A 26,962-nucleotide genomic window follows, 5' to 3' on the forward strand; every position below is an offset into this window, starting at 1 on the left:
CCGCCGTTTTCCGGCGTTGTTGCCACGTCCCTGTACGAATGGTGCGGGCTTTTGTCATTGAAACAGCCCGGACACAAGGCCCGGGCTGCTTGTTTTTATGACTGTTAACCTTGGATCAACGGAAGTTGACGGTTTTGTTCTCGCCGTCGGTGACTTCGATCTCACGGTAGGATCCCGCGCTTTCACCGGGGCCGATCAACTCAACACCTGAGGCACCGACATAGTCGATCTCCTGACCGGCAGCGAGCAGTTCCAGACCCTTGGCCAGTTCACCCGGATAGATCTTCTCACCAGGTTCGTTGGCGACGTCCATGATCTTGGAGCCATAGTCCGCCGGGTTGGTGGAACCTGCGGCCTGCATGGCCAGCATGAACAAGGCAGCAGCGTCATACGACTCGGGCGAGTATGGCGACGAGCCGTCAAAACCCGCCGCTTCGGCCATGGCAAAGTACTTCTCAGCACCTTCACCGCCCGAGCCAGCGATCTGACCGAACGAGCCGTTCAGGTCCGGACCGACATTTGCAGGCAGCGAGTCACCGATCATGCCGCCGGGCAGACCGAACGTATCAAACGCGCCGCTGTCCAGAGCCGACTGGATTATGCCCAGACCGCCTTGGTCCAGATACCCTGCAACGACCAGAATGTCGCCACCGGCCGAGGCCAGCGCGCCAACTTCAGCCGAGTAGTCGGCCTTGCCGTCTTCGTGGGCTGCGACGATGGTCACTTCACCACCCGAAGCCTCGAACGAGGACTGGATCGCATCCGCCAGACCCTTGCCGTAGTCGTTGTTGGTGTAGGTCAGAGCGATCGAACTGATGCCGCGATCGTTCAGGATGTCTGCCATCACCTGACCTTCGCGCGCATCCGACGGAGCGGTGCGGAAGAACAGGCCATTGTCTTCCATGGTCGACAGACCGGGCGAGGTGGCCGATGGCGAGATCATCACCATGCCATTCGGAATCGCGACGTTCTGCAGGATCGCGCCAGTCACGCCCGAACAGTCACCGCCGATGATGCCAGCAACGCCGTCAGCGATCATGCGCTCGCCGTTCGACGTGGACAGACCGTTGTCGATACAGCCGGTATCTGCGCGAGTTGCGGTCACGGTTGCTCCGTCCAGCAGCTTGCCGGATTCGGTGACCTCGGCCATTGCCATCTCGGCGCCCGAACCCATGGCAGGTGCCAGCGATTCAATCGGGCCGGTGAAGCCGAACAGAACGCCGAGCTTGACGTCTTCGGCCATTGCGGTACCCGCCAGAAGAGCGGAGGCTGCAGTTGCAGTCAGCAGCTTTTTCATATGGTTACTCCCTATTGTGAACGTATTCGTTCTGCGCATGACCCTAGGCAAGCAATCCGGAAAAGAAAAGTCCTAACGCAATCGTGTTTTTGCGCTCCATAATCCTATTTGTTCTCATGGTGATAACGCTGTCAGTCCGAAAGGAAGACCCATGACGCACAGAGCCTTTGCGATTCTTGCCTTGATGATCAGCGCAGGTCTTGCCTGCGCTGAGGAGCTTGAGACATCCCAAGGTCCGGTTCAGATCGAGCCGATGATCGAGGGACTGGATGCGCCCTGGGCTGTAGGCATCCTACCCGATGGATCGTTTTTGGTGACCGAACGGGATGGCGATGTGCTTTATGTGTCGGACGGGAAACCTCAAAAAGTGAAGGGGGTTCCGAAAGTGGCCGCCAGAGGGCAGGGCGGCTTGCTGGACGTGACCGTCGCGAGGGATTTCCCACAGACGCGCGAGGTTTTTCTGACCTTCTCGAAACGTCAGAGCACTGGGGCTGGCACCGCACTGGCCGTCGCGCGCCTGTCAGAGAACGGCAAACGCCTGACCAACACGCGCATCCTGTTCGAGGCCACGCCCGGAGGGTCGGGCGGGCGTCACTTTGGCTCTCGGGTGGTCGAGGCCGAGGACGGCAGTTTGTTTGTCACCATCGGGGATCGGGGGGATCAACCGGAGGCTCAGAACCGCTCAAACCCTATCGGGTCGATTATCCGCATCAACCGCGATGGCTCGGTTCCTGCAGACAACCCGTTTGTCGGGCAGGCGGATATTCGGCCCGAGATCTGGTCCTACGGGCACCGCAACCCCCAGGGTGCCGATCTGGACGCGCAAGGGCGTCTTTGGACATCCGAGCATGGCGCACGCGGAGGGGATGAGGTCAACCTCGTGCAACCGGGGCTAAATTACGGTTGGCCCGTCATTTCCTATGGCAAGCACTACTCGGGCAAGACGATAGGCGAAGGCACTGCCAAAGAAGGGATGGAACAGCCGCGCCACTATTGGGACCCCTCCATCGCGCCCTCGGGCTTGATGGTCTATTCCGGTGCGCTCTGGCCGGAATGGAAAGGCGACATCTTCGTGGGATCGCTGAAGTTTGACTATATCTCCCGGCTGGACGGCAACCCGTTGCGCGAGGTCGAACAAATCAAAGGCCCCGAAACAGAGCGGGTCCGGGACATCGTTGAGGCCCCGGACGGGTCGATCTGGTTCATTTCCGTAGGCAATGGAGCGGTTTTCCGGCTTTCCCCGGATAGGTAGATCAGTGCTCGCCCTCCTTGACTGATGTCCAGAAACCGAGCTTGATTCTGCGCTAAGAAACCATCTGAGGGTACGGTCCATTGTGCGACTTTTCGATTGAAATGTGTGACAGGCTGCCAGATCAGGGTGAGTTGAACGGCATCCTGTCCCAATATTATGCGTTGATCGTTGAGCGCATGACGGCCATGGGGTTTGACATCCATCCGGCTGCGCCGCAAAGCGCGCTGGCCGAGTTTTGGGCACACTCAGAGGACTATCTGCCGCCAAACGGGTGCCTGGTTCTGACGCGAGACAGCACGGGTAAGATCATCGGCTGTGGCATGATGAAACGGCTGGATCAGGACACCGGCGAATTGAAACGCGTGTTCGTGACCGAAACCGCGCGCGGCACAGGTGCGGGGCGTGCCATGATACAAGCCCGAGAGGAGGCGGCCCGCACACTGGGGTTAAAACGCCTTGTGGCTGACACACTTACTCCGAATGTCGAAATGAGGGACCTGTATCCGAAACTGGGATTTGTCGAACTGTCCGAACCCATTGAGACGACGACCTATCTGGATCAGCCCATGCTCAGGCCCCATCTGCACTATTTTGCAAAAACTCTTTAGCCCGCGTCAGACGGACAGCCGCCCCGATTGAGCCCCACGCTCACGGTAAGGCGTGGTGTTGTAATGCGCCCGGTAGCATTTCGAGAAATGGCTCGGAGAGGCAAATCCGCAGGCCAGAGCTACGTTGATCACGCTCATATCCGTCTGCATCAGCAGGTTGCGGGCTTTGTGCAAACGCAACTCCATGTAGTACCGCTTGGGTGAGCGGCTCAGGTAGCGACGGAACAGACGCTCCAGTTGACGGGTCGACATGCCGACATCCTTGGCCAGAATCGAAGGCGAGATCGGCTCTTCAATGTTCTTTTCCATCATCAGAATGACCTGGCTCAGCTTTGGATGCCGGACCCCAATTCGGGTGGGCGTAGACAAGCGCTGTGTGTCCTGATCTGTGCGGATCGAAGAATAGATCATCTGATCGGCCACCGCGCTGGCCAGACCCTCGCCATAGTCATTCGCGATCAGCTTCAGCATAAGATCGATGGATGAGGTGCCCCCCGCGGTGGTCATCCGGTTGCCGTCGACCTGAAACACGGATTTGGTCAGTTCCACATTGTCGAACTCTTCAATGAAGCTGTCCGAGTTCTCCCAGTGGATCGTCGCACGCTTACCCTCCAGCAGCCCCGCCTTGGCAAGCGAATAGGCTGCCGTACACAAACCACCGATCCGCAGCCCCTTGCGGGCCTCGCGCCGCATCCAGTTCAGGATCTTTTTGGTGGTTGCGGTTTTTACCTCGACCCCGCCGCAGATCAGAACGATGTCATCACGCTGCAGCTCAATCAGGTCCTGATCCAGCTTGAAAGTCGTGCCTGCCGAGCAGGTAATTGTATCGCCACCTTCACCGATCAAAGACCACGTATAGACAGGCTTATCAGCCATACGATTGGCAATGCGCAGGCTGTCCAGAGCCGACGCAAAGGACAAAAGCGAAAATCCATCCAATAAGACGAATACAAAATTGATCGGCTTGTCGACGTTACCGTCGACTTTGACAACTTGGCGTTGTTCTTGCATGGGTTTTTGTCCTTGATTCGGTGGCCGATGCGCCTTGGGCGCGCATGATTTGACAGATACCATGATCAAAGCTTGTTTACGACGTCAAGAGCCGCAAATCGGATATGGTCTCTCTTCCCGGCTTTTTGTATAGAGACCACCTGAATACTATCAGCGGAGATCAAGGCTATGACCGAATGGCAAAAATCGAACTGGCGCAACAAGCCCCGGGTTCAGATGCCAGACTATACCGACGCGGCCGCGCTGGCCAAAGTCGAGGCGCAGCTTTCGCAGTATCCCCCGCTGGTCTTTGCCGGTGAGGCGCGGCGTCTCAAGCAACATCTGGGTGCCGCCGGTCGCGGCGAGGCTTTCCTGTTGCAGGGCGGGGATTGTGCTGAAAGCTTTGAACAATTCAGCGCGGATGCGATCCGTGACACGTTCAAAGTGATGCTGCAAATGGCGATGGTTTTGACCTACGGCGCCAAGGTGCCGGTGGTCAAAGTGGGCCGCATGGCGGGGCAGTTTGCCAAACCGCGTAGCGCACCGACCGAGGTTGTGGATGGCGTTGAACTGCCCAGCTACCGCGGTGACATCATCAACGAGCTGGACTTTACACCCGAGGCGCGAATTCCGAATCCGTCCAAGATGTTGCAGGCCTACACGCAGGCCGCCGCCACGCTGAACCTGCTGCGCGCGTTCTCGACCGGTGGTTTCGCCGACATGAGCCGCGTGCATTCCTGGACTCTGGGCTTCACGGATGAACAGGACGTTCAGAAATACTCCGAGATCGCCGACCGCATTCAGGACACGATCGACTTCATGGGTGCTGCGGGCATCACCGCCGAGACGACGCATGAGTTCTCGACCGTTGAGTTCTACACCAGCCACGAAGGTCTGTTGCTGGAATATGAAGAGGCGTTGACCCGTCTGGATTCGACTTCGGGCAACTGGCTGGCAGGTTCCGGTCACATGATCTGGATCGGCGACCGCACCCGTCAGCCCGACGGCGCGCATGTGGAATTCTGCCGTGGCGTTCAGAACCCGATCGGTCTGAAATGTGGCCCGACCACAACGGCCGAGGACCTCAAGGTGCTGATGTCCAAGCTGAACCCCGAAAACGAAGAGGGTCGTCTGACCCTGATCGCCCGCTTCGGCGCAGGCAAGGCGGGTGAGCATCTGCCGCGTCTGGTCAAAGCGGTCAAGGAAGAGGGTGCCAAGGTAACTTGGGTTTGCGATCCGATGCACGGCAACACGATCAAATCGGCCACCGGGTACAAAACCCGCCCGTTCGATTCGGTCCTACGCGAGGTGCGCGACTTCTTTGGCGTTCATCAGGCCGAAGGTACCATCCCCGGCGGTGTGCATTTCGAGATGACTGGTCTGGACGTCACTGAATGCACCGGTGGCGTACGTGCCGTGACCGAAGAGGACCTCTCGGACCGGTACCACACGGCGTGCGACCCGCGTCTGAACGCGTCGCAATCGCTGGAACTGGCTTTCCTGGTCGCCGAAGAACTGACCAACCTGCGCCGCGACCGCACCAAGCGCGAAGCAAGCTAAGGTTCGAACAATCAAAGAAAACGGCGGGTCTTTGGCCCGCCGTTTTTCTTTGGGTCAGTCGTCGCGCGATGCAACCAGCCTGAGGTGCCCTTTGGGGCGCTTAAACTCTGCCTTGTCTTCAGCAAAGCCCTCAGCAAAACCGTCTGTGACTTCCAGCTTTGGCTTGGCCGGGGCCTGAACCTCGCTAACCGGCTTGATCCGAGTGCCTTCGATCGAGAAGCGGCGCGGTGTCGCTCCGATCGCTCCGTCACTGACCATGACGCCCATGACGCGGCTGACATCCCCCAGATCGCTTTTCAGCGGCAAAAGCAGCATCCGCGCCTGCATCCGGGCGCGTCCGAATGCACCGCTCGACACCATATCCAATTCGGCAATGGCGGGGTTGGCAAAGACCTGCTCTAGAGCATTCGTGGCTGTCTTGCGCGCCTCGGGATCGAAAAACGCGGTCAGAGGCATGCCGCGCACCTCCATGCCGGCCAGCTTGTTCAGGTGGTTGCCCGCAAGGCGAAACCGGGCCAGACCGGGGGCAATCCGCTCAAGGATGAAGGTGTATTCCAGAATATTCTCAAGCCCGCGCGGATCAATCTGCGACCGCATGGGCACCCCATTGCCGTCAAGCAAGGCGGTCCAGTAGGCCTCGGCCTGGCGGATCGGTGAGAGGCTGCGCCCGCTGTCAAAGCGATCCATTGCGACAATCTTTCCAAGTTTGGACTTCGAGCCAGTCCCAAAAAAGGTTTTCATTTTCATCACCCTAGCGCCTAATCACCGTCATTTTCATAAAATGCAACATATCGGAGGCATTTTCGGCCAAACGACCGAGCTAGAGACATGATTGACACGGGTTGAGTCAATTTTGGAGTAATTCTTTAACGAATGGTTAACTTCTGTCGGACAGAGGCGGTCTCAGCAAACTCTTGCTCTGCACCGGGCAATGGCATTAGGTGCGGCAGACACAAAGACTGACAGCGATGGAAAGGGCAGTGATGATCAAATCCATGACCGGGTTCGCCTCGGGCAAGGGAGAGTTCGGCCCCCATAGCTGGACATGGGAGCTGCGCAGCGTGAACGGCAAAGGGCTGGACATGCGCATCCGCGTGCCCGACTGGTTGACCGGCCTTGAGGCCGCGTTGCGGGGCGTTCTGTCCAAATCGCTGAGCCGGGGCAATGTGACCTTATCATTGCGGATTAGCCGGGACGAATCCCAGCCGGATCTGGCCTTGAACACGGTTGCGATGTCGGCGGCCTTGGATGCCTTGCAACAGACACAGGCCATGGCCGAGGCAAGGGGGATTGCACTGGCCCCCTCCAAAGCAAGTGATCTACTGACCCTTAAAGGCATGCTGGATGCAGGTGCCGAGGCCGACGATCCGGCGCCGCTGGTCGCGCAGATGACCACCGAGTTCACTCCGCTTTTGGCGGCGTTTCTCGACATGCGTCAGACAGAAGGTGAAGCTCTGGCCGCGATCTTGGCGTCTCAGCTGGATCAGGTCGCGGCATTGACGTCGAAGGCCGCCGAACTGGCCGAACAGCGCAAGGACAAGATGGCCGAGGCGCTGCGCGAAAACCTCGCCCGCGTGCTGGACAACGCCCAAGGGGTCGAACCAGAGAGAGTGGCGCAGGAACTCGCCCTGATCGCCGTCAAGGCCGACATCACCGAAGAGATCGACCGACTCAGCGCCCATGTCACCGCCGCGCGAGACCTTCTGACGCAGGATGGTGCCGTTGGCCGCAAGCTGGATTTCCTGATGCAGGAGTTCAACCGCGAGGCCAATACCCTCTGCTCCAAGGCGCAAAGCGCCGATCTGACCTCGGTCGGGTTGGAGTTGAAAGCGGTGATCGACCAGATGCGCGAGCAGGTACAAAACGTTGAATAACAGTAGGAAGAACTGACATGGCAGATCGCCGCGGCCTCCTTATCATCCTGTCCTCCCCCTCGGGCGCGGGTAAATCCACCTTGGCCCGCAGATTGATGGCCTGGGACACCGACCTCGAATTCTCGATCTCAGCCACAACCCGCGAACCACGCCCGGGTGAGGAACATGGTCGCGAATACTACTTTTTGTCGGAAGACGAGTTCAAACAGCAGGTGGCCGATGGGCAAATGCTGGAACACGCGCATGTCTTCGGCAACTTCTATGGCTCGCCCGCCGGACCGGTGCGCGAGTCCATCGAATCCGGCAAGGATGTCCTGTTCGACGTGGACTGGCAGGGCGAGGTGCAGATCCGAAACTCAGATCTGGGCAAACACGCGCTGTCGATCTTCATCCTGCCGCCCTCGATCCCCGAGCTACGCCGCCGGTTGGAAAGCCGGGCTCAGGACAGCGCCGATGTGATCGGCAAGCGCATGCTAAAAAGTTGGGATGAGATCAGCCACTGGGGCTACTACGACTATGTATTGGTGAATGACGATCTGGATTCGACAGAGGAAAAGCTGAAGACCATAGTCAGCGCCGAACGGATGCGTCGCATACAGCAACCGAAACTGCAAAACCACGTCCGAACCCTGCAGATGGAATTCGAGGAGCAGTCATGACGATCTACGCGCTAGGAGATCACACGCCCCAAATCCACGAAGACACCTGGGTTGCGCCGGACGCCAATCTGATCGGCAAGGTGGTGCTGGAAGAGGGCGCCTCGGTCTGGTTTGGCTGCACGATCCGGGCGGAACACGAAGAAATCCGCGTCGGCGCGGGTAGCAATGTACAAGAACACTGCGTCATGCATGTCGACCCTGGTTTTCCGCTGACCATCGAGGCGAACTGCACAATCGGGCACAAGGTCATGCTGCATGGCTGCACGATCGGTGAGAACTCTCTCATCGGGATGGGGGCGATCATTCTGAACGGGGCGAAGATCGGCAAGAACTGCCTGATCGGGGCAGGGGCGCTGATCACGGAAAACAAAGAGATCCCCGACAACTCGCTGGTCATGGGGTCTCCGGGTAAGGTGGTTCGTCAGCTTGATGAGGCCGCAGCCCAGCGGAACACACTCAGCGCGCTGCACTATCAGCAGAACATGCGCAAATTCAGGGACACCCTGAAACCGTTGGCTTAAGCGGCAGGAAATCAATCGGACATGGCTGAAAACCTTCTGGAAGAATATGTGTCGGCCATTCCGATGCCCGCGCTTCTGGTCGACCAGACCGAACGGATCATCGCCGCCAATACCGACGCCAAAACCCTGCTGAGCCAGAACATCACGGGCCGTCATTTTGCGACGATCCTCAGGCAGCCTCAGGTCATTGAAGCGATTGAACAAAGCCTCCGCAGTAAGGGTCCGGCCAAAACGCGGCACCTTTCAAATGATGGCGCGCAGGATACGACCTTCGAGGTGATTTGCCGCTATATGAACGGCATCGGTGCGGTGTCGGGCGGGGCGGTGCTGACAATCTTTCAGGACATCACGCATCTGGAACAAGCCAGCCAGATGCGTCGCGATTTCGTCGCCAATGTCAGTCATGAACTCCGCACCCCTCTGACCGCTTTGATGGGTTTCATCGAAACCCTGCGGGGTCCGGCTCGAGATGACGACGCTGCGCGTGAGCGCTTTCTACAAATCATGACGGATGAGGCAAACCGCATGAACCGCCTTGTAGGCGATCTTTTGTCGCTCAACCGGGTCGAAAGCGAGGAACGCGTGCGCCCGAAAGAGGAAGTGGAACTGACGGGCCTGCTGCAATCCACACTGAACTCTATGCGCCCTCTGGCCGATGATGCTGAGGTGGTGCTGACGCTTGATGCGCCTGAGGATCCGGTGACCATGACCGGTGACAGCGATCAGTTGCGTCAGGTGTTTACCAACTTGGTCGAGAACGGCATCAAATATGGCGGCAGCGGCGGCAGTGTCGAATTGCGCGTGACCACCTCAGAGAGGGACACAGCCATGCGCGGTCCGGCAGTTCGGGTTCAAATCATCGACCGGGGGCCTGGCATTGATTCCGTTCACCTGCCGCGACTCACCGAACGGTTCTATCGCGCCGACAGTCACAGATCGCGCCAATTGGGCGGAACCGGGCTTGGACTCGCGATTGTGAAGCATATCGTCAACCGTCACCGCGGGCGCCTTCGGGTGGAAAGCGATTTAGGAAAAGGCACTGTTTTTACGGTGATTTTACCACGCTAGAGAGCGGGTTTCCGCAAAGCCAACATGGCCGTGCCAAAAGATTTATGACAGCAGGACACAAGAAAAACCCCGCTTGTCATAAAACTGTTACGTACCTGTCACAAAAGCCTTACGCACGGGGCCTAGTGGTTCGCGCAAGATCATCATGGGGGTGATCGAAAACCCAATCCTCAGGGAGACTGAAATGTCCTTTGTAAAACTGTCGGCTTCTGCGCTGGCTATCGCTGCTGTCTCGGCCACTGCTGCTGCTGCGCGTGACAACGTTCAGGTTGCCGGTTCGTCGACCGTTCTGCCTTATGCCTCGATCGTTGCGGAACTGTTTGGTGAAAACACCGACTTCCCGACACCTGTTGTTGAATCCGGCGGTTCGTCGGCTGGCCTGAAGCGTTTCTGTGAAGGTGTTGGCGAAAACACCATCGACGTTGCAAACGCATCGCGCGCCATCCGTGAAAAAGAGATCAAAGCCTGTGCCGAAAACGGCGTGACCGACATCATGGAAGTCCGCATCGGCTATGACGGCATCGTGTTCGCCAGCCAGCAGACCGGCCCGGCCTTCAACGCATTTGAGCCTTCGGACATCTTCAACGCTCTGGGCGCGAAGGTTCTGAAAGATGGCGAGATCGTCGACAACCCATACAATACTTGGGCCGAATTCAACGGCGACCTGCCTGACGTTGAAATCGCGGGCTTCATCCCCGGCACCAAGCACGGCACACGTGAAGTGTTCGAAGAAAAAGTTCTGCTGATCGGCTGTGAAGCAACTGGCGCCATGGAAGCAATGATCGCTGGCGGCATGAGCGAAGATGACGCGGAAGATGCATGCTTGGCTGTTCGTACCGATGGCAAATCAGTCGACATCGACGGTGACTACACCGAGACCCTGGCCCGTATCGACACCAACCCGAACGGCATCGGCGTCTTCGGTCTGGCGTTCTACGAGAACAACACCGACAAGCTGAAAGTTGCGACCATGTCGGGTATCGCACCATCGACCGAGACCATCTCGACCGGTGAATACCCTGTATCGCGTCCGCTGTTCTTCTACGTGAAGAAAGCCCACATCGGCGTGATCCCTGGTCTGAAAGAATACGCTCAGTTCTTCGTCGCTGACGAAATCGCTGGCCCCTCGAGCCCGTTGGCCAACTATGGTCTGGTTGCCGACCCTGAGCTGGCAAAAACTCAGGAAGCGATCAACAACGAAGTGACCATGGGTTCGGGCAGCTAAGCCTATCTATGGATGAATGTTTGGGGCGGCGGAATTCGCCGTCCCTTTCTGCGACTTTCGCCCAGTCTAGAATAGTGGGGATATGATGCCGATATTTTGGCTTGTTCTGATCGTTTTGGCGATCGCTGTGCTCGGCTATGTTCTGGGACGGGCCCGCGCAATTCAAAGCGCAGGAGGCGAACCGCGAGACTTGCATTCGCTGCCAGCCTATTACGGCGCAAATGTTCTATTGAAAACGATTGTCCCGGCTTTTGGCCTTCTTATTATTTGGCTGCTCGTTCAGCCGTTGTACATTAATTCCAAGGTCTCGGGCATGATCCCCGATACAAGTGTCAAAGAGGGTTCTTCCCTTAGCTTGGTCATGGCCGAGGTGCGTCGCACGGCAAGCGGCCTGCAAGCCGCTGTTTCGCAGGGCAATATGACCGAAGCAGCTGCTAGTGACCCCCAAGCCGATCTGATCGAAGTGACTCAGAATTTGAAAGATGCGGGTCAGGTGGTTACATCCGATATCACCCAACCGGTGCTGAACGCAGCGCAGAGCCATCGCGCGTTAAATGCAACTGGATATGGAATCATGACCGTCGCGGTTCTGGTGGTGGCACTGATTGGCGCCGGGGCAGGCTGGATGCAAACCAAGGCGGACTATCGCGCCCGCAACGTTGTTGAGCAGGGTGTACGCTTTCTACTCCTAGCAGCGGCCTCGATTGCTATTCTGACCACCGTTGGCATTGTTTTGTCGCTGGTTTTCAATACGTGGGAGTTTTTTAAGCTCTACCCCGCGCCAGAGTTCTTTTTTGGCCTGACCTGGTCGCCCAGCTTTTCGGGCCGGGGCGGGTTGTCGGAACTTGGGATCATCCCACTGCTTTGGGGCACGCTCTATATCTCTATCGTTGCTCTACTGGTGGCTGTGCCGATTGGGCTGTTTGCCGCGATTTACCTCAGCGAATATGCATCGCCCGCCGTGCGGTCTGTTGCCAAGCCGTTGCTGGAGGTTCTGGCGGGCATTCCAACCATCGTATACGGCTTGTTCGCCCTGCTGACCGTCGGTCCTCTTTTGTTGGACGTGTTTGGTGATAACGGATTGGGCTGGATGAAGGCAGGTACGGCCGTGATGACAGCTGGTCTGGTGATGGGCATCATGCTAATCCCCTTTGTGTCTTCGCTATCCGACGACATCATCAACGCCGTGCCACAAGCGATGCGTGACGGGTCCTATGGCCTGGGCGCTACGCAGTCCGAGACCATTCGTCAGGTGGTTCTGCCTGCCGCGCTGCCGGGCATCGTAGGTGCGATCCTGCTGGCGGCCTCACGTGCTATTGGTGAGACCATGATCGTGGTTCTGGGGGCAGGGGCAGCCGCTCGGCTTAGCCTGAACCCGTTTGAGGCAATGACAACCGTCACCGCAAAAATTGTAAGCCAACTGACCGGCGACGCAGACTTTGCCTCGCCAGAAGCGCTGGTTGCCTTTGCGCTTGGCATGACACTGTTCGTTGTCACGCTGGGCCTGAACGTCTTTGCCCTTTACATCGTGCGTAAGTACCGGGAGCAGTACGAATGACCGACGCAAGCATGCAAAACCCAGAAACGGGTCGCCAAGCTGTTTCCCTGACTGCATATGATGCGCGGACCCGAAAACGCGCAAAGGCAGAAAAACGCTTCCGTGCCTATGGTATCGTTGCCATCGCGACCGGTCTGTTCTTCCTGATCGTCCTGTTCGCATCGATCCTGTCCGAGGGTATTCCGGCCTTCACCCGGACCGTTGTCAGCGTAGAGTTCACTCTGACCCAGCAAGAGCAGGAAGAGGCCGAAGGCACGCTGTTCAAAACCAAAGCCTATTCGGACCTATTCATCGCGGCACTGAACAAAGAGCTCGATGAAAGTGGTCTCCAAGTTGATTTCGACGAAGCAGCAATCGAGCGTCTGCTGGGTAAGGTTGGCGGAACCATCCGGACCTTCTATGCAGACAACCCGGACAAACTTGGAGAGCCCATCGAGTTTGATCTAGCGGCCTCAAGCCGCGTTGATGGATACTTTAAGGGCCGGGTGTCGCGTGACACCATACAGGATAGTCGCTTCCTCCAGAAAAGCGATCTGGATCTGGTCGATGCACTTAAGGAAGCTGGAATCATCAAACAGGTCTTCAACTGGCCGTTCATCACCGGGGCAGACTCGGGCGTGGACAACCCTGGCGGCGCCGGCATTGGTGCTTCGGTTGTTGGATCGTTCTTCATGATGCTGGTGGTTCTGGCGCTTTCGCTGCCAATTGGCGTAGCCGCGTCGATCTATCTGGAAGAATTCGCGCCGCAAAACAGGTTCACCGATCTCATTGAGGTGAATATCTCGAACCTGGCTGCGGTTCCTTCGATCGTGTTTGGTATCCTTGGTCTGGCTGTCTTCATTCAGTTCATGCACTTGCCGCAATCGGCCCCGCTGGTCGGTGGTCTGGTGCTGACCTTGATGACCTTGCCGACGATCATCATTTCGACCCGGGCGTCGCTGAAAGCAGTTCCGCCATCGATCCGTGATGCCGCACTTGGGGTAGGGGCTTCCAAAATGCAAGCCGTTTTCCACCACGTTCTGCCGCTGGCCGCGCCCGGTATCCTGACCGGCACAATCATTGGTCTGGCGCAGGCGCTGGGGGAAACCGCACCGCTTTTGCTGATCGGGATGGTGGGCTTTGTTGCCCGTGGCTACCCAGACGGATTCCTTGCCGGATTCACGGAGCCAAACTCAGCCATGCCTGCTCAGATTTACACTTGGGCTGCGCGCGCAGACGTTGGGTTCTACGAAAAAGCTTGGGGCGGGATCATCATCCTTTTGATTTTCCTGCTGACAATGAACATCATCGCAATCATTCTGCGCCGCCGCTTTGAACGCCGCTGGTAAGAAGGGCAGACCCATGAACGACATGTCACGAGTGGAGAGACAAGTGGATACCAATGAAATCAAGCTGGAGTGCCGGGACTGCCAAGTCTTTTACGGTGACACTCACGCCATCAAAGATGTGAATGTCGATATCGAAGACAAGACGGTCACAGCCTTCATCGGTCCGTCGGGCTGCGGTAAATCCACGTTCCTGCGCTGTCTGAACCGGATGAACGACACAATTGATGTCGCGCGGGTTGAAGGCAGCTTCAAACTGGACGGCGAGGACATCTACGACAAACGCGTTGATCCTGTTCAGCTGCGCGCCAAGGTCGGGATGGTGTTCCAGAAACCCAACCCCTTCCCGAAGTCGATCTATGACAATGTCGCCTATGGCCCGCGCATCCACGGTCTTGCCAAGAACAAAGCAGAACTGGATGAGATCGTCGAGAAATCCCTGCGTCGCGGTGCGATCTGGGAAGAGGTCAAGGATCGTCTGGACGCTCCGGGCACTGGCCTGTCCGGCGGTCAACAGCAGCGCTTGTGCATTGCCCGCGCCGTGGCGACAGAACCCGAAGTTCTGCTGATGGACGAGCCTTGCTCGGCGCTGGACCCGATTGCGACTGCCCAGGTCGAAGAGTTGATTGACGAACTTCGCGCTCAGTATTCGGTGGTCATCGTGACCCACTCAATGCAACAGGCCGCGCGTGTCAGCCAGAAAACAGCCTTTTTCCACTTAGGGAACCTCGTCGAGTTCGGCGAAACAGGACAGATTTTCACCAACCCGGTGGACCCGCGCACCGAAAGCTACATCACCGGCCGGATCGGCTGAGTACAGGTATTCCGACATGAACGATTCAGAACAACATATTGCCTCTGTCTTCGACCGCGATCTCGAAGCGATCCAGGCACATATCATGAAGATGGGCGGTCTGGTCGAAGCCGCGATCATGGGTGCCGCCCGCTCGCTAGAGACGCGGGACGAGGAACTGGCACAGCAGGTGCGTCAGGGCGACAAAGCCATCGACGCGCTCGAGGACATCATCAACGAAGAAACCGCCCGCCTGATCGCCCTGCGCGCACCCACGGCAAGCGACCTGCGGTTGGTGCTGTCGGTACTGAAGGTCTCGGCCAACCTGGAACGGATTGGCGACTATTCCAAGAATATCGCCAAGCGGACCACGGTGCTTGTGAACTCGGGCGAGATCAACGGCAGTGCCTCGGCGCTGCGCCGGATGGCGCGCGAGGTTGAGGTCATGCTGCGCGACGCTTTGGACGCCTATATTCAACGGGATGCCGAACTGGCCGCCGATGTCATCGACCGCGATGAAGAGGTGGACCAGATGTATAATGGTCTGTTCCGCGAATTCCTGACCTTCATGGCCGAGGATCCGCGCAGCATTTCGTCCTGCATGCACCTGCATTTCATCGCCAAGAACATCGAGCGCATGGGCGACCACGTGACCGCGATTGCCGAGCAGGTGGTGTACCTTGTCACCGGCGAGCGCCCGACCGAGTCGCGCCCCAAGGCCGACACAACGTCGCAAACCGTCTAGGAGACGCCTCTTATGTCTGCAGATCAACCAACAGTTCTGGTGGTCGAAGATGAGCTCGCCCAGCGTGAAGTGCTGGCCTACAACCTTGAGGCCGAAGGCTTTCGCGTCTCAAAGGCGGCCAGCGGAGACGAGGCGCTGTTGCTGGTGGACGAAGACAGCCCCGACATCATCGTTCTGGACTGGATGATGCCCAATCTCAGCGGGATCGAGGTCTGCCGACGCCTGAAAACGCGGCCCGACACCCGTTCTATTCCGATCATCATGCTCTCGGCGCGGTCGGAAGAGGTCGACAAGGTGCGCGGGCTTGAGACTGGCGCAGATGACTATGTGGTCAAGCCATACTCAGTCGTGGAACTCATGGCTCGGGTGCGGACCCAATTGCGCCGTGTACGCCCAGCGACGGTGGGTATTCGCCTTGAATTCGACGATATTGTGCTGGATTCCGAAACTCACAAAGTTAGCCGTGGCAGTCATTCGCTGAAACTGGGTCCGACCGAATTCCGCCTTCTCAGTACCTTCATGGAAAAACCCGGCCGGGTTTGGAGCCGTGAACAATTGCTGGACCGGGTCTGGGGCCGCGACATCTATGTCGACACCCGTACGGTCGATGTGCATATCGGCCGTTTGCGCAAGGCGCTGACCCAGCATGGCGGCAATGATCCGGTACGGACCGTGCGCGGGGCAGGATACGCCTTGGGATAAAAGGGAAGGGGGTGCTTATCCCCTGACCTATGACATTTACTCATAATCGGGTGTCAAACTCTTGCTGTTTTTCCTTGAGGTGCCACGTTACTGTGCAGCAACTTCAGACAGACCGGAGACACCCGATGAACGCCCCTGCCACCAAACCGACTTTGCGCGCAAAAGATGCGCCGGATCTGGGTAAGTTTGCCTGGGACGATCCGTTCCGCCTGTCCGACCAGTTGTCAGAAGACGAGCGCATGATCGCCGACAGCGCACGCGCGTACGCGCAGGAAAAGCTGCAGCCGCGCGTCACCGCCGCGTTTCAGAACGAAGAAACCGACCCCGAGATTTTCCGCGAAATGGGCGAGATGGGCCTTCTGGGCACCACGATCCCAGAAGAATATGGCGGTCTCGGCAGCGGCTACGTTTCCTACGGCCTGGTCGCGCGCGAAGTTGAGCGCGTGGACTCCGGCTATCGCTCGATGATGTCGGTCCAAAGCTCGCTTGTGATGTACCCGATCTATGCCTACGGTTCCGAGGAGCAGCGCCGCAAATACCTGCCGAAACTTGCTTCTGGCGAATGGATTGGCTGTTTCGGCTTGACCGAGGCGGATGCCGGGTCGGACCCCGCGGGCATGAAAACACGGGCCGAAAAGATCGACGGCGGGTACCGCCTGACCGGCACCAAGATGTGGATTTCAAACGCGCCGATCGCGGATGTCTTCGTGGTCTGGGCAAAGTCAGACGCGCACGACGGAAAGATCCGAGGCTTCGTTCTGGACAAGGGTCAGCCCGGTCTGTCTGCACCGAAGATCGAAAACAAGCTCAGCCTGCGGGCCTCGATCACCGGGGAAATCGTATTGGATGGTGTCGAGGTAGGCGAGGGCGCTTTGCTGCCTCACGTGCAAGGTCTAAAAGGCCCGTTCGGTTGTCTGAACCGCGCGCGGTATGGAATTAGCTGGGGCGTGATGGGTGCAGCCGAACATTGCTGGCACGCAGCGCTGCAATACGGTTTGGACCGTAAGCAGTTCAACAAACCGCTTGCGCAAACACAGCTGTACCAGCGCAAACTGGCCGACATGCAGACCGAAATCGCCTTGGCTCTGCAAGCAAGCCTGCGCGTCGGTCGCCTGATGGATCAGGCTGAAGCGGCGCCCGAGATGGTCTCAATCGTCAAACGCAACAACTGCGGCAAAGCGCTAGACATCGCGCGCATGGCCCGTGACATGCACGGCGGCAACGGTATCTCGCTGGAATTTCAGGTTATCCGCCACATGGTCAATTTGGAGACTGTGAACACCTATGAGGGCACGCATGACGTTCACGCTCTTATCCTTGGACGTGCGCAAACTGGGCTGCAGGCTTTTTTCTAGGCCTTAAAGGCGGTTAGGTGTAGGGTTTGATCAAGGACGGCACCAACCCTTAATACGTGTAATTGGTATTATGTTAAATACGTGGACCACTAACCAAACCCAACCACCGAGGTTAACGAATTGGAACTCAGCGGAAAGACAGTTGTCGTAACCGGCGCCGCTGGCGGAATCGGCAAAGGTCTCGCTGAAAGGTTCTCTGCAGATGGCGCGAACGTTGTCTGTTCCGACATCGACGGAGCATCTGCGCAAGCCATAGCGGAGGAAATCGGTGGACATGCGTATCCATGTGACGTCGCCAGCGAAGCGCAGATCAAAGCGCTTATCGAGCATGTCGAGGACGAGATTGCTCCGATCGATCTGTTTTGTGCAAATGCCGGAATTCTGACACTCGGCGGTTTGGACATGCCAGACGAAGACTGGAACCGCATTTGGGACATCAACGTGATGTCTCATGTTTGGATGGCGCGTCACCTTGTTCCACGGTTCGTCAAGCGCGGCCACGGCTACATCATGATCACGGCGTCTGCTGCCGGGCTTTTGAACCAACCCGGCGCGGCGCCGTATGGCGTCACCAAACACGCGGCCATTGGTTTTGCAGAATGGTTGGCGTTGACCTACGGCCACAAGGGTTTGAAAGTTTCGGCACTATGCCCGCAAGCTGTCAGATCCGAGATGACACGCGGTCATGAAACCTCGGTCGCGGCCATTGACGGAATGCTCGAACCGGAGGATGTCGCACAGGCCTGTGTGGACGGCATACGAGCCGAGCAATTCCTGATCCTGCCGCATCCCGAAGTCCTTGAATACATGCGTCACAAAACAGCCGACTATGACCGATGGCTGATCGGTATGAACAAGTTAAATCAACAGTTTATAGGCGATCCTTAAGAACGACCATTCGGCCGTCGCATCAATCCTTCTTGCGCAACTGACGCCACCAGAACACCATCTTCGGAATAGATGGAGCCGCGATTGAAAGACCGCCCCTGCCCCGTCCACGGTGATTCCATCACATAGAGATGCCAGTTTTCAAAACGCACCGGCGCATGAAACCACAGCGCGTGATCCAGGCTCGCTGCATTTACCTGACCCGTGAACCAGCTCAGCCCATGCGGCCGCATGCCGGAACTCATTAGGCTCATGTCTGATGCGTAGGCCAAGATCAGATGCTGCGTTCGGGCATCAGTTGACGCCGCTCCGGGCATCCGGAACCAGATATTGTTCTGATCGTCGGAAATTTCAGGTCGAAATGGGTCGAGATGGTCTACTTCGCGCACTTCTATTGGCCGCTCGCGCAACAGCTCTTTTTTCATCTTTTCAGGGACTTGGTCCACATACTTATGGCGCAATTCGCTACGCGATGGATGGGTTTCTGGGCTCTCAGAAGACGGCATCGGATGCTGATGAGACCACCCCTCGTCCTCAACATGAAAGGACGCGGACATGTTCAGGATCTGCTTGCCATGCTGGATCGCAACCACGCGCCGCGTGGTAAACGACCCGCCGTCTCTGGCCCGATCCACTTGATAAACAACGGGAATACTGGGGTCACCCGGACGAATGAAATAAGCATGCAAGGAATGGCAGAGCCTGTCATCAACCGTTCTGTAAGCCGCTGCTAGCGCCTGCGCGATGACCTGACCGCCAAAGATACGCGTCGGTGTCTCACCGCCGGACCCAGTACCCCTGAACAGGTCAACCTCAAGCCGTTCAATGTTCAGAAGGTCCAGAAGAATACGCTCAGCTTCGGTCATGGGTTGCTCGATCTTGTTCATTTGGGGGATGAGGTACCAACACCCGCGCCATCAATCAATCACCGCACCCAAGACCAGAGCTTTAAGTTCCGCGCGGGACGGATAAGAGCTGGACGGCGACAATTGAGTGAAGAACACAGCCGTCAAATCCAAGGACCGGTCAATCCAGAAATAGGTCGAGGCCATGCCGCCCCAGCTGAAGTCCCCGACAGATCCCGGCACTCCGGTACGACCCGGGTTCAGCACGACTGAGCCGCCCAATCCAAACCCCATACCTTCCATCGGTTGTTCCGCAAAACTACTGGGGCCCATTGAGGCAATATCGCCGGGTAAGTGATTGATCATCATGAAATCTACTGTCTTCGGACCCAATAGCCGTTCGCCACCGGCCTGCCCTCGGTTCCGCAGCATTTCAGCAAACCGGCTATAGTCATCTATCGTTCCGACCAGGCCGCCACCGCCCGAGAATGTAGTGGTGGATTCGAACGGAGAAGATCCCGCTTGATCCACCAGCCTGAGCGTATCCTCGGACTGTTCGGCCGAGTTTAGATCCATCGCATCGCCGGCCAGAGGCGTATAGAGCGAAGCAAATCTATCGCCAGCATGTTTCGGGACCGAAAAGCTGGTCTCTTGCATGCCGAGCGGCTCAAAGATCTCCTGTTGGAAGAACTGGTCCAACGTCTTTCCCGAGACGACTTCGACTACGCGTCCAAGGACGTCGGTACTGACCGAATACTCCCACCGGCTGCCCGGTTGAAACGCCAAAGGCAGCGTTGAAAGATCATCTACCCTATCCTTCAGAAGCCCTTGATTAGGTTTGAAGATCATATCCCGCTCGTCCATCGCCGATGGCAGAACACCGGGATTGAATGGGTAACTGAACCCGCTCGTGTGGGTCAGAAGCTGATGAAGAGTCGGCGGCGGCGCAGCTTCGGTCTGATCCAACCGTTCGGCATTTGGAACCAACGCCTGAGGCGCGGCAAATTCGGGTAGATACTCGGACAATGGCGCGCCAAGGTGGATCAATCCGCGCTCGACCAGCATCATAACGGCAACTGAGGTGATCGGTTTGGTCATCGAGTAGATACGGACCAGCGTGTCACGCTCGAAAGGGAGTCCTGCTTCGATATTGCGCAGGCCGCAGGCGTGGAAGAAGACCTCCTGCCCTTTGTGTTTTAGAAGAACTGAGCTGCCGGGATATTTTCGTTGATCTACATAGCGTTGCATCCACGGGCGAATGCGATTCAACCTGTCTTGATCCAACGTTACCGGCATTCCAAAGATCCCTCCGCCCTAAGCGTCCAATGCCGACAAACCATGCTGTGCAAAGAGCGGCACGTAGTCACCGAACAATTTCGCCCGGCCCGGGTCCGAGGCGTTGCCGTCCAGCGCGCGTTTGTAGACGCCCTGCAGAATGGCGGCCATTCGAAAGAAGTTAAAGGCAAGATAGAAGCCAAAATCCTTGATTCCCGCCAGCCCGCGCCGCGCGCAATATTGACCGACATAGTCTCTATCACAGGGCAATCCGAGGGTTTTGCGGTCAATCCCGGCCAGCCCCCGCCCTTCTGGCCCCGGAGGCAGCTGCCACTGCATGATCACCGCAGCAAGGTCAGCGTAAGGGTGGCCGATCGTCGACAACTCCCAATCCAGCACGCCGATGCACCGGGTGCCGTTGCGTTCAAACATCAAGTTGTCGATCCGATAGTCGCCATGCACAAGACTGCGCTGACCATCGTCTTCGGGCAAAGCCTCCTCCAACCCTGTGATCAGCGCATCCATTTGAGCAATCTTGTTTGTCTCGGAGGCTCGGTACTGCTTCGTCCAGCGCGCGATCTGACGTTCGAAGTAATTGCCGCTCGGACCATAGTCGGCGAGGCCGACCGCTTCGATATCGACGGAATGCAACTCGGCCAGCACCCGGTTCATTTCATCCATGACGGCGGTGCGCGTCTCGTTGCTTTCACCGGTCAAGGTTGGTTCCAGGAAAACACGGCCCTCCAGGTGTTCCATCACGTAGAAAGCGGACCCTATGACTGACGTATCTTCGCATAGAAGAAACATCTCAGGCACAGGGACATCGCTGCCTGCAAGCGCCTGTTGCACGCGAAATTCGCGCTCCACTGCATGCGCAGATTTCAGAAGCTTTCCCATAGGCTTGCGGCGCAGAACGTAAGTTCGTCCCGGCGTCTCCAACGCAAAAGTCGGGTTGGATTGGCCGATATCGAACTTGTGGGCCTTCAAAGGGCCGCGATACCCCGAGAGATTTGCGGCAAGGTAGGTATCAACGGCGTCCAGATCCAATGGTCTATTCGTATTCATCGTCAAAACGCTTCGGCAAAGATGTTGCCTGCTGTGACCACGTTGATGCCTCCGGACACAGGGATGACGGCTCCGGTCACATAGCTGCCCCCTCGCCCGCAGAGAAACAGCATGCAGCCAGCGATGTCATCATCACGCCCCACACGGCCCAGAGGAACCGATTTGCCGACCTTCTCGCGCGTTGTCTCATCCGCAGTTGCAAAGGCTGTCATGCGCGAGACGAACGGGCCGGGTGCCAGAGCGTTGACGGTTACGTGGTAAGGCGACAGTTCCTTGGCCAGGATTTTGGTTAGATGCAGGACGGCCGCCTTGGAGGCCGAATAGCTGTATGCCCCGTCGCCCATGGGAACCTCACCCATGACCGAGCCCACATTGACCACCCGCGCCGGGTCTTCGGCGGTGCCGGATTTCATGAGCAAGGGCAACAGTTTCTGCGTCAGTTCAAACACGCCCGCGACGTTGACGGACATCACTTTGTCCCACGCATCATGAGGGAATTGACCTAAAGGCGCACCCCAGGACACGCCCGAATTATTCATCAAAATATCAAGTCGTTCCGTCCGTTTATTGATCTCGGCTACGACTTCGTCGATTCCGTCTTTGCTGCCCAGATCCCCGGCAAACCCCTCGGCACTGCCGGTGGCATCCAACGCGTTCAGCTCCGCCGCGACGGCTTCGCAGGCGTCACCTTTGCGGGAGGCGATCAGTACATGCGCTCCGGCCCGAACAAGCGCTTCGGCGGCCATGCGGCCAATTCCGGTGGCACCGCCCGTGACCAGCGCCACCTTTCCATCCAAAGAAAACAGGGTTTCCGGGGTCATGCCGCACTCCTTGCTTGTCGTAGGGGAAAGAGGGTGCGCCGTTGACAGCGCGCGATCCCGCCCCAAAATTCCATCTGCAAGAATAACAGGAACAATGAGGGCAACATGCAAGCATTACTCAGCGTCGCAGCGGGTGGACCGGAGACTCTGGAACTGACCACCCTGCCCGATCCGACCCCGGGCCGCGGAGAGATTCTGGTTGGAATAAAAGCCACCGGGGTGAACTTTCCCGATACGCTGATGATCCGAGACCTCTATCAGATGAAGCCACCGCGGCCCTTCGCCCCTGGTGGTGAAATCGCAGGTGAGGTACTTGCGCTTGGCGACGGTGTCAAAGGGTTCGAGATCGGAGATCGCGTTCTGGCGCTGACCGGTCATGGCGGCTTTGCCACGCATCTTGCAACAAAAGCCAAGGATGCAATCAAGTTTCCCGACACCATGCCCTTTGATGAGGCGGCGTGTTTTATCTTCACTTACGGCACGTCCTACCATGCCCTAAAGGACCGAGCGGCCCTCCAACCGGGTGAGACGCTGTTGGTTCTGGGGGCAGCAGGTGGTGTCGGATCGGCGGCGATCGAGTTGGGCAAAGCCATGGGCGCGCGAGTCATCGCTGCGGTTTCCACGCCAGACAAAGCTGAATTCTGTCGCTCAATCGGAGCGGATGAGGCAATCCTGTACCCCAAAGACCCGGACAAAGACGCGCAAAAGGCGTTCTCGAAAGATATCAAGGCACTGGCGGGCGCCGAGGGTGTCGATGTCATCTATGATGCAGTGGGCGGAGCCTATGCGGAACCCGCGTTGCGAAGCATTGCATGGAAGGGGCGATATCTGGTTGTCGGGTTTCCGGCTGGCATCCCCAGCGTACCGCTCAATCTCGCGCTGCTGAAAGGGTGCCAGATCGTTGGCGTCTTCTGGGGGGCCTCCGTCTTTCGGGAGCCTGACGCTCACGCCGAAAACCTAAGCGAATTGTTTGACTTATACGCCGCAGGTAAAGTCACACCCCGTATCACGGCGCGCTTCCCCCTTTCCGAGGGCGCGGCGGCAATCGAGCTGCTTTCTCAGCGCTCCGTTCTTGGAAAGGTTGTGGTCACAATGGACGAAACCTAACTGGAACGGGTTGCATCAAAGGCATCTTTGTCAGCCCACTCGCCTCATTGGAGCATTGTCTGGTAGACATCCCCACCAAATGCCGTTTAAGAAACGAATATGGGGACGGAGATTTATGAATAAAATTCTTGTGTTGAATGGCCCGAACCTCAATCTTTTGGGCACCCGACAGCCTGAGGTTTACGGCAGCACCACCTTGAAAATGGTGGAGGAGCAATGCGTTGCTCATGGCACGTCTATCGGGCTTGAGGTTTCGACATTTCAGTCCAACCACGAAGGCGCGCTGATTGACGCCATCCATCAGGCCCGCGGCACGCAGAACGGTTTGGTTCTAAACGCAGGCGCTTATACCCATACGTCGATTGCCCTGATGGATGCGATTGCCTCGGTGGAGCTGCCTCTGGTCGAGGTTCACCTGTCCAACATCCACGCGCGGGAAAGCTTCCGCCACAAGTCCTACATCTCGTCGGTTGCCCTTGGGCAGATCTGCGGTTTTGGTGCGCAGAGCTATGTTTTGGCGCTGGATGCCTTGGCGGCTCATCTGAAATCAGGGGACGTTGCATGAAGCTGAAGGAATATCTTCGCTTTGTCAGCTATTCCAGAACCTTGGAAGAGCTTTGGGATGCCCATTGCCGACAGATGGCCATATACGGGTTTGACCGTCTAATTTATGGCTACACTCAATATCTTACTGCCACATCCTTGGGCGACCCTGAGGATTTTGTCATCCTCAGTAATCATCGGCGGGAATATGTTGATGGTTTTCTTGGTGACAGCAGGTATTCCAACGCTCCGATGCTGCAATGGGCTTTGAACAACGATGGCGCGGCAAGCTGGGGGTTGATTCAGGATTTGGCCTTGAACGGGGAACTCACGCCCGAGCAGCAGAAAGTTGTGGATTTCAACAAGTCGCACAACGTGCTTGCTGGATATACTGTCAGCTTCAACTCGGTCTCGGTGCGGTCCAAGGGCGCGATCTCGCTATCGGCCGAAGAAAACCGCAACCAGGACGAGATTGATGCCATGTGGGAAGAGCATGGCGAGGATATCCTTCTGATGAACAACATCGCTCATCTCAAGATCCTGACGCTGCCCTATACACCTCCGAATCGGTCGCTAACCAAACGCCAGCGAGAGGCGCTGCAATGGGTCGGTGACGGCAAAACGACTCAGGATATAGCCCTGCTGATGGGGCTGACGGCAGCGACAGTGGAAAAACACCTGAGGCTGGCACGCGAATCGCTTTCAGTCGAAACGACAGCCCAGGCCGTTCTGAAAGCCGCCCTACACAACCAGATGTATGTGATGGAAGCCTGACCACAAGAGATTGACGCCAAACCGCGTCAATTTACCTTAGGTAAGGAAATCATGACTTCCCATCTTCACGGGAAAATTGCAGATTGATACCGTTCCGTGAGTGGTGGCTTTAGCCAAGGAACATTCGATTGGATCTTTGCAATACCAGAGCTCTCCAATCACTCTGACTTTTGGAGCGCCTATTCGTCCGCGTACCGACGTCGGAATTTTGGAGGGTCCCGACCATCCCCATCATGCGGGGCCCTCCATTCACCTTCTGCTTGAACAGACAAATCTATCTCTGGCACGAAAAAACCGGCCACGTTCGACGTGACCGGTTCTGAATGTCGTTAGGCCCCGCAACCGGGGCCTAGCGCAAAGACTTAGCCTTGTGCCGCTTTGGCAACTTCTGCAGCGAAGTCTTCTTTTTCGACCACGATGCCTTCGCCAACTTCCAGACGGATGAAGCCGGTGATGGTTGCGCCTGCTTCTTTTGCCGCTGCTTCAACAGTCAGGTCAGGGTTCACAACGAAGGACTGGTTGAGCAGAGTCGATTCAGCCACGAATTTCTTCATACGGCCTTCGATCATCTTCTCGATCACCTGCTCCGGCTTGCCGGATTCGCGGGCGATGTCCATCTGAACCTGCTTTTCTTTCTCGACAACAGCCGGATCCATGTCGGCCTCGGACAGAGCTGCCGGGTTCACAGCTGCGATGTGCATCGCAACCTGCTTGCCGATCGCTTCGTCGCCACCGGTCAGAGCAACCAGAACGCCGATTTTGCCCATGCCGTTGGTAGCTGCGTTGTGAACGTAGGACACAACGGTGTCGCCCGACAATTTCGACATGCGGCGCACCGACATGTTTTCGCCGATGGTGGCGATCTTGTCGGTGATGGTGTCTGCAACGGACTTTCCGCCCAGATCAGCAGCCAGGAGAGCTTCGACATTGTCGACGCCTTCGGCAGCGTAGGTGATCTTGCCGACCATTTCCTGGAACTCAGCGTTCTTCGCAACGAAGTCGGTTTCCGAGTTCACTTCGACAGCAACACCGTTGCCACCGTTGACGTGAACAGCAACCAGACCTTCTGCTGCGGTACGGCCCGATTTCTTGGCCGCTTTGGCCAGACCTTTGGTGCGCAGCCAGTCAACGGCCTCGTCCATGTTGCCGCCGGTTTCGGTCAGGGCTTTTTTCGCGTCCATCATGCCTGCGCCGGTTGCGTCGCGCAGTTCTTTAACCATTGCTGCTGTGATTGCCATCTTTTGGCTCTCCTCAATTCAAACGGAATTGGGGCAGGTCATACCCTGCCCCATGTGTCAATTACGTGACGGGCAGCTTACGCTTCGGCCGGAGCTTCGGCGGCTTCTTCTGCAACGACTTCTTCAACCGGTGCTTCTTCGAAGGCACCCAGGTCAACGCCTGCAGCACCCATCTGAGCGGTCATACCGTCCAGAGCGGCACGTGCGGCCAAGTCACAGTACAGCGAGATCGCACGGGCTGCGTCGTCGTTGCCTGGGATTATGTAGTCAACGCCGTCGGGCGAGCAGTTGGTGTCGACAACAGCCACAACCGGGATACCCAGTTTGTTGGCTTCTGCGATGGCCAGTGCTTCTTTTTTGACGTCGATGACGAACAGCAGGTCAGGAACACCGCCCATCTCGCGGATACCGCCCAACGATGCCTGCAGCTTCTGCTGGTCACGCTCCATGCCCAGACGCTCTTTCTTGGTCAGGCCTTCTGCGCCCGATTCCATGGCTTCGTCGATCTGGTTCAGACGGTTGATCGACTGGGAAACGGTTTTCCAGTTGGTCAGAGTGCCGCCCAGCCAGCGGTGGTTCATGTAGTACTGAGCCGACTTTTCAGCCGCTTCAGCGATCGGGCCAGCAGCCTGACGCTTGGTACCAACGAACAGAACGCGGCCACCTTTTGCGACGGTGTCACGAACAGCCTGCAGAGCCTGATCCAGCATTGGAACGGTCTGGGTCAGGTCCATGATGTGGATGCCATTGCGCGAGCCGTAGATGAACGGGCCCATGCGGGGATTCCAACGCTGTGTCTGGTGACCAAAGTGAACGCCAGCTTCCAGCAGCTGACGCATGGAGAACTCGGGAAGAGCCATGCTATTTTCCTTTT

Annotated in this window: 27 protein-coding genes; 18 read left to right on the forward strand and 9 right to left on the reverse strand. The window is 57.4% G+C overall.

The genetic code is table 11. The features are described 5' to 3' along the window. Positions 1–115: 115 nt before the first annotated feature. Positions 116–1,297 (reverse strand): ABC transporter substrate-binding protein, encoded by a 1,182-nt coding sequence (locus tag ACR0I8_RS00810; RefSeq protein WP_170458188.1) that lies wholly within the window; start codon positions 1,295–1,297, stop codon positions 116–118. 151 nt (positions 1,298–1,448) lie between these two features. Between ACR0I8_RS00810 and ACR0I8_RS00815 the strand changes: the two genes are divergently transcribed. Beyond that, positions 1,449–2,549: a PQQ-dependent sugar dehydrogenase gene (locus tag ACR0I8_RS00815; RefSeq protein WP_170688657.1), complete on the forward strand. Its 1,101-nt coding sequence runs from the start codon at positions 1,449–1,451 to the stop codon at positions 2,547–2,549. An 80-nt stretch (positions 2,550–2,629) separates the two neighbouring features. After that, positions 2,630–3,157 carry a GNAT family N-acetyltransferase gene (locus ACR0I8_RS00820; RefSeq protein ID WP_480693426.1) on the forward strand — a complete coding sequence of 176 codons (528 nt, stop codon included), beginning with the start codon at positions 2,630–2,632 and terminating at the stop codon, positions 3,155–3,157. A gap of 6 nt (positions 3,158–3,163) precedes the next feature. Here the strand turns inward: ACR0I8_RS00820 and ACR0I8_RS00825 are convergent, their stop codons facing one another. Next, on the reverse strand, positions 3,164–4,168 hold the full coding sequence (locus ACR0I8_RS00825) for a GlxA family transcriptional regulator (RefSeq protein ID WP_170548735.1): 1,005 nt from the start codon (positions 4,166–4,168) through the stop codon (positions 3,164–3,166). 168 nt (positions 4,169–4,336) lie between these two features. Between ACR0I8_RS00825 and ACR0I8_RS00830 the strand changes: the two genes are divergently transcribed. Beyond that, positions 4,337–5,707 carry a class II 3-deoxy-7-phosphoheptulonate synthase gene (locus ACR0I8_RS00830; RefSeq protein WP_170373710.1) on the forward strand — a complete coding sequence of 457 codons (1,371 nt, stop codon included), beginning with the start codon at positions 4,337–4,339 and terminating at the stop codon, positions 5,705–5,707. A 54-nt stretch (positions 5,708–5,761) separates the two neighbouring features. Here the strand turns inward: ACR0I8_RS00830 and ACR0I8_RS00835 are convergent, their stop codons facing one another. Continuing rightward, entirely contained in the window at positions 5,762–6,448 is a 687-nt protein-coding gene (locus ACR0I8_RS00835) for a PAS domain-containing protein (protein ID WP_170688658.1), read from the reverse strand. Positions 6,449–6,690: 242 nt separating this feature from the next. On the opposite strand from ACR0I8_RS00835, the gene ACR0I8_RS00840 reads away from it, so the two are divergent. The 12 genes from ACR0I8_RS00840 (at position 6,691) to ACR0I8_RS00895 (ending at position 18,420) form a co-directional block, all read left to right on the forward strand. Continuing rightward, the gene (locus ACR0I8_RS00840; RefSeq protein WP_170688659.1) at positions 6,691–7,581 is read left to right on the forward strand and encodes a YicC/YloC family endoribonuclease; all 891 of its coding nucleotides are present in this window, start codon (positions 6,691–6,693) and stop codon (positions 7,579–7,581) included. A 17-nt stretch (positions 7,582–7,598) separates the two neighbouring features. Continuing rightward, positions 7,599–8,240 (forward strand): guanylate kinase, encoded by a 642-nt coding sequence (gene gmk, locus ACR0I8_RS00845; protein ID WP_170487126.1) that lies wholly within the window; start codon positions 7,599–7,601, stop codon positions 8,238–8,240. Further along, complete coding sequence (locus tag ACR0I8_RS00850) at positions 8,237–8,761, forward strand: gamma carbonic anhydrase family protein (protein WP_170688660.1); 525 nt, start codon at positions 8,237–8,239, stop codon at positions 8,759–8,761. Before gmk ends, ACR0I8_RS00850 begins: the two co-directional genes overlap by 4 nt. 21 nt (positions 8,762–8,782) lie before the next feature. Continuing rightward, a complete protein-coding gene (locus ACR0I8_RS00855; protein WP_170641601.1) occupies positions 8,783–9,829 on the forward strand; it encodes an ATP-binding protein in 1,047 nt (348 codons plus the stop codon). Between the two features lie 184 nt (positions 9,830–10,013). Then, positions 10,014–11,054 (forward strand): substrate-binding domain-containing protein, encoded by a 1,041-nt coding sequence (locus ACR0I8_RS00860; RefSeq protein ID WP_170676049.1) that lies wholly within the window; start codon positions 10,014–10,016, stop codon positions 11,052–11,054. Positions 11,055–11,139: 85 nt separating this feature from the next. Continuing rightward, positions 11,140–12,612, forward strand: a complete 1,473-nt coding sequence (gene pstC / locus ACR0I8_RS00865) for a phosphate ABC transporter permease subunit PstC (RefSeq protein ID WP_170688977.1) — start codon at positions 11,140–11,142, stop codon at positions 12,610–12,612. Beyond that, a complete protein-coding gene (gene pstA, locus ACR0I8_RS00870) occupies positions 12,609–13,940 on the forward strand; it encodes a phosphate ABC transporter permease PstA (protein WP_170688661.1) in 1,332 nt (443 codons plus the stop codon). The genes pstC and pstA overlap by 4 nt, the downstream gene beginning before the upstream one ends. 13 nt (positions 13,941–13,953) lie before the next feature. After that, positions 13,954–14,751: a phosphate ABC transporter ATP-binding protein PstB gene (pstB, locus tag ACR0I8_RS00875; protein WP_170373719.1), complete on the forward strand. Its 798-nt coding sequence runs from the start codon at positions 13,954–13,956 to the stop codon at positions 14,749–14,751. Positions 14,752–14,767: 16 nt separating this feature from the next. Beyond that, positions 14,768–15,475 carry a phosphate signaling complex protein PhoU gene (gene phoU, locus ACR0I8_RS00880; RefSeq protein ID WP_170373720.1) on the forward strand — a complete coding sequence of 236 codons (708 nt, stop codon included), beginning with the start codon at positions 14,768–14,770 and terminating at the stop codon, positions 15,473–15,475. Between the two features lie 12 nt (positions 15,476–15,487). Beyond that, positions 15,488–16,177 (forward strand): phosphate regulon transcriptional regulator PhoB, encoded by a 690-nt coding sequence (gene phoB, locus ACR0I8_RS00885; RefSeq protein ID WP_170458202.1) that lies wholly within the window; start codon positions 15,488–15,490, stop codon positions 16,175–16,177. Positions 16,178–16,302: 125 nt separating this feature from the next. Continuing rightward, positions 16,303–17,532, forward strand: a complete 1,230-nt coding sequence (locus ACR0I8_RS00890; protein ID WP_170466946.1) for an acyl-CoA dehydrogenase — start codon at positions 16,303–16,305, stop codon at positions 17,530–17,532. A gap of 120 nt (positions 17,533–17,652) precedes the next feature. Further along, positions 17,653–18,420 (forward strand): SDR family NAD(P)-dependent oxidoreductase, encoded by a 768-nt coding sequence (locus tag ACR0I8_RS00895; protein WP_170688662.1) that lies wholly within the window; start codon positions 17,653–17,655, stop codon positions 18,418–18,420. Here ACR0I8_RS00895 and ACR0I8_RS00900 read toward each other — a convergent pair. From ACR0I8_RS00900 to ACR0I8_RS00915, 4 genes are read right to left on the reverse strand one after another with little or no spacing between them, the layout of a single operon-like run. Next, positions 18,417–19,286 carry an acyl-CoA thioesterase gene (locus tag ACR0I8_RS00900; protein ID WP_170688663.1) on the reverse strand — a complete coding sequence of 290 codons (870 nt, stop codon included), beginning with the start codon at positions 19,284–19,286 and terminating at the stop codon, positions 18,417–18,419. The genes ACR0I8_RS00895 and ACR0I8_RS00900 overlap by 4 nt on opposite strands. Positions 19,287–19,337: 51 nt before the next feature. Beyond that, entirely contained in the window at positions 19,338–20,561 is a 1,224-nt protein-coding gene (locus ACR0I8_RS00905) for a serine hydrolase domain-containing protein (protein WP_480702635.1), read from the reverse strand. Positions 20,562–20,579: 18 nt separating this feature from the next. Beyond that, complete coding sequence (locus ACR0I8_RS00910; protein WP_170688664.1) at positions 20,580–21,605, reverse strand: phosphotransferase; 1,026 nt, start codon at positions 21,603–21,605, stop codon at positions 20,580–20,582. A gap of 2 nt (positions 21,606–21,607) precedes the next feature. Then, positions 21,608–22,426 carry an SDR family NAD(P)-dependent oxidoreductase gene (locus ACR0I8_RS00915; RefSeq protein ID WP_170688665.1) on the reverse strand — a complete coding sequence of 273 codons (819 nt, stop codon included), beginning with the start codon at positions 22,424–22,426 and terminating at the stop codon, positions 21,608–21,610. A 105-nt stretch (positions 22,427–22,531) separates the two neighbouring features. Between ACR0I8_RS00915 and ACR0I8_RS00920 the strand changes: the two genes are divergently transcribed. The 3 genes from ACR0I8_RS00920 to ACR0I8_RS00930 all read left to right on the forward strand — a co-directional run bounded on the left by ACR0I8_RS00920 (position 22,532) and on the right by ACR0I8_RS00930 (position 24,850). Next, the gene (locus ACR0I8_RS00920) at positions 22,532–23,533 is read left to right on the forward strand and encodes an NADPH:quinone oxidoreductase family protein (protein ID WP_170688666.1); all 1,002 of its coding nucleotides are present in this window, start codon (positions 22,532–22,534) and stop codon (positions 23,531–23,533) included. 115 nt (positions 23,534–23,648) lie between these two features. Then, a complete protein-coding gene (gene aroQ / locus ACR0I8_RS00925; protein WP_170659561.1) occupies positions 23,649–24,098 on the forward strand; it encodes a type II 3-dehydroquinate dehydratase in 450 nt (149 codons plus the stop codon). Next, entirely contained in the window at positions 24,095–24,850 is a 756-nt protein-coding gene (locus ACR0I8_RS00930; protein ID WP_170688668.1) for a LuxR family transcriptional regulator, read from the forward strand. The genes aroQ and ACR0I8_RS00930 overlap by 4 nt, the downstream gene beginning before the upstream one ends. Before the next feature lie 362 nt (positions 24,851–25,212). Here the strand turns inward: ACR0I8_RS00930 and tsf are convergent, their stop codons facing one another. After that, positions 25,213–26,088 carry a translation elongation factor Ts gene (tsf, locus tag ACR0I8_RS00935; RefSeq protein ID WP_170373730.1) on the reverse strand — a complete coding sequence of 292 codons (876 nt, stop codon included), beginning with the start codon at positions 26,086–26,088 and terminating at the stop codon, positions 25,213–25,215. 77 nt (positions 26,089–26,165) lie between these two features. Further along, positions 26,166–26,948 (reverse strand): 30S ribosomal protein S2, encoded by a 783-nt coding sequence (gene rpsB, locus ACR0I8_RS00940; RefSeq protein ID WP_170373731.1) that lies wholly within the window; start codon positions 26,946–26,948, stop codon positions 26,166–26,168. Positions 26,949–26,962: the final 14 nt, after the last annotated feature.

This window comes from Ruegeria sp. BG9, assembly GCF_056538305.1.

Excerpts from the sequence above, each read along its gene's own strand:
- ACR0I8_RS00810 (WP_170458188.1), bottom strand. The coding sequence starts at position 1,297 with ATGAAAAAGCTGCTGACTGCAACTGCAGCCTCCGCTCTTCTGGCGGGT.
- ACR0I8_RS00815 (WP_170688657.1), top strand. The coding sequence starts at position 1,449 with ATGACGCACAGAGCCTTTGCGATTCTTGCCTTGATGATCAGCGCAGGT.
- ACR0I8_RS00825 (WP_170548735.1), bottom strand. The coding sequence starts at position 4,168 with ATGCAAGAACAACGCCAAGTTGTCAAAGTCGACGGTAACGTCGACAAG.
- ACR0I8_RS00830 (WP_170373710.1), top strand. The coding sequence starts at position 4,337 with ATGACCGAATGGCAAAAATCGAACTGGCGCAACAAGCCCCGGGTTCAG.
- ACR0I8_RS00835 (WP_170688658.1), bottom strand. The coding sequence starts at position 6,448 with ATGAAAACCTTTTTTGGGACTGGCTCGAAGTCCAAACTTGGAAAGATT.
- ACR0I8_RS00840 (WP_170688659.1), top strand. The coding sequence starts at position 6,691 with ATGATCAAATCCATGACCGGGTTCGCCTCGGGCAAGGGAGAGTTCGGC.
- gmk (WP_170487126.1), top strand. The coding sequence starts at position 7,599 with ATGGCAGATCGCCGCGGCCTCCTTATCATCCTGTCCTCCCCCTCGGGC.
- ACR0I8_RS00850 (WP_170688660.1), top strand. The coding sequence starts at position 8,237 with ATGACGATCTACGCGCTAGGAGATCACACGCCCCAAATCCACGAAGAC.
- ACR0I8_RS00855 (WP_170641601.1), top strand. The coding sequence starts at position 8,783 with ATGGCTGAAAACCTTCTGGAAGAATATGTGTCGGCCATTCCGATGCCC.
- ACR0I8_RS00860 (WP_170676049.1), top strand. The coding sequence starts at position 10,014 with ATGTCCTTTGTAAAACTGTCGGCTTCTGCGCTGGCTATCGCTGCTGTC.
- pstC (WP_170688977.1), top strand. The coding sequence starts at position 11,140 with ATGCCGATATTTTGGCTTGTTCTGATCGTTTTGGCGATCGCTGTGCTC.
- pstA (WP_170688661.1), top strand. The coding sequence starts at position 12,609 with ATGACCGACGCAAGCATGCAAAACCCAGAAACGGGTCGCCAAGCTGTT.
- pstB (WP_170373719.1), top strand. The coding sequence starts at position 13,954 with ATGAACGACATGTCACGAGTGGAGAGACAAGTGGATACCAATGAAATC.
- phoU (WP_170373720.1), top strand. The coding sequence starts at position 14,768 with ATGAACGATTCAGAACAACATATTGCCTCTGTCTTCGACCGCGATCTC.
- phoB (WP_170458202.1), top strand. The coding sequence starts at position 15,488 with ATGTCTGCAGATCAACCAACAGTTCTGGTGGTCGAAGATGAGCTCGCC.
- ACR0I8_RS00890 (WP_170466946.1), top strand. The coding sequence starts at position 16,303 with ATGAACGCCCCTGCCACCAAACCGACTTTGCGCGCAAAAGATGCGCCG.
- ACR0I8_RS00900 (WP_170688663.1), bottom strand. The coding sequence starts at position 19,286 with ATGACCGAAGCTGAGCGTATTCTTCTGGACCTTCTGAACATTGAACGG.
- ACR0I8_RS00905 (WP_480702635.1), bottom strand. The coding sequence starts at position 20,561 with ATGCCGGTAACGTTGGATCAAGACAGGTTGAATCGCATTCGCCCGTGG.
- ACR0I8_RS00910 (WP_170688664.1), bottom strand. The coding sequence starts at position 21,605 with ATGAATACGAATAGACCATTGGATCTGGACGCCGTTGATACCTACCTT.
- ACR0I8_RS00915 (WP_170688665.1), bottom strand. The coding sequence starts at position 22,426 with ATGACCCCGGAAACCCTGTTTTCTTTGGATGGAAAGGTGGCGCTGGTC.
- ACR0I8_RS00920 (WP_170688666.1), top strand. The coding sequence starts at position 22,532 with ATGCAAGCATTACTCAGCGTCGCAGCGGGTGGACCGGAGACTCTGGAA.
- aroQ (WP_170659561.1), top strand. The coding sequence starts at position 23,649 with ATGAATAAAATTCTTGTGTTGAATGGCCCGAACCTCAATCTTTTGGGC.
- ACR0I8_RS00930 (WP_170688668.1), top strand. The coding sequence starts at position 24,095 with ATGAAGCTGAAGGAATATCTTCGCTTTGTCAGCTATTCCAGAACCTTG.
- tsf (WP_170373730.1), bottom strand. The coding sequence starts at position 26,088 with ATGGCAATCACAGCAGCAATGGTTAAAGAACTGCGCGACGCAACCGGC.
- rpsB (WP_170373731.1), bottom strand. The coding sequence starts at position 26,948 with ATGGCTCTTCCCGAGTTCTCCATGCGTCAGCTGCTGGAAGCTGGCGTT.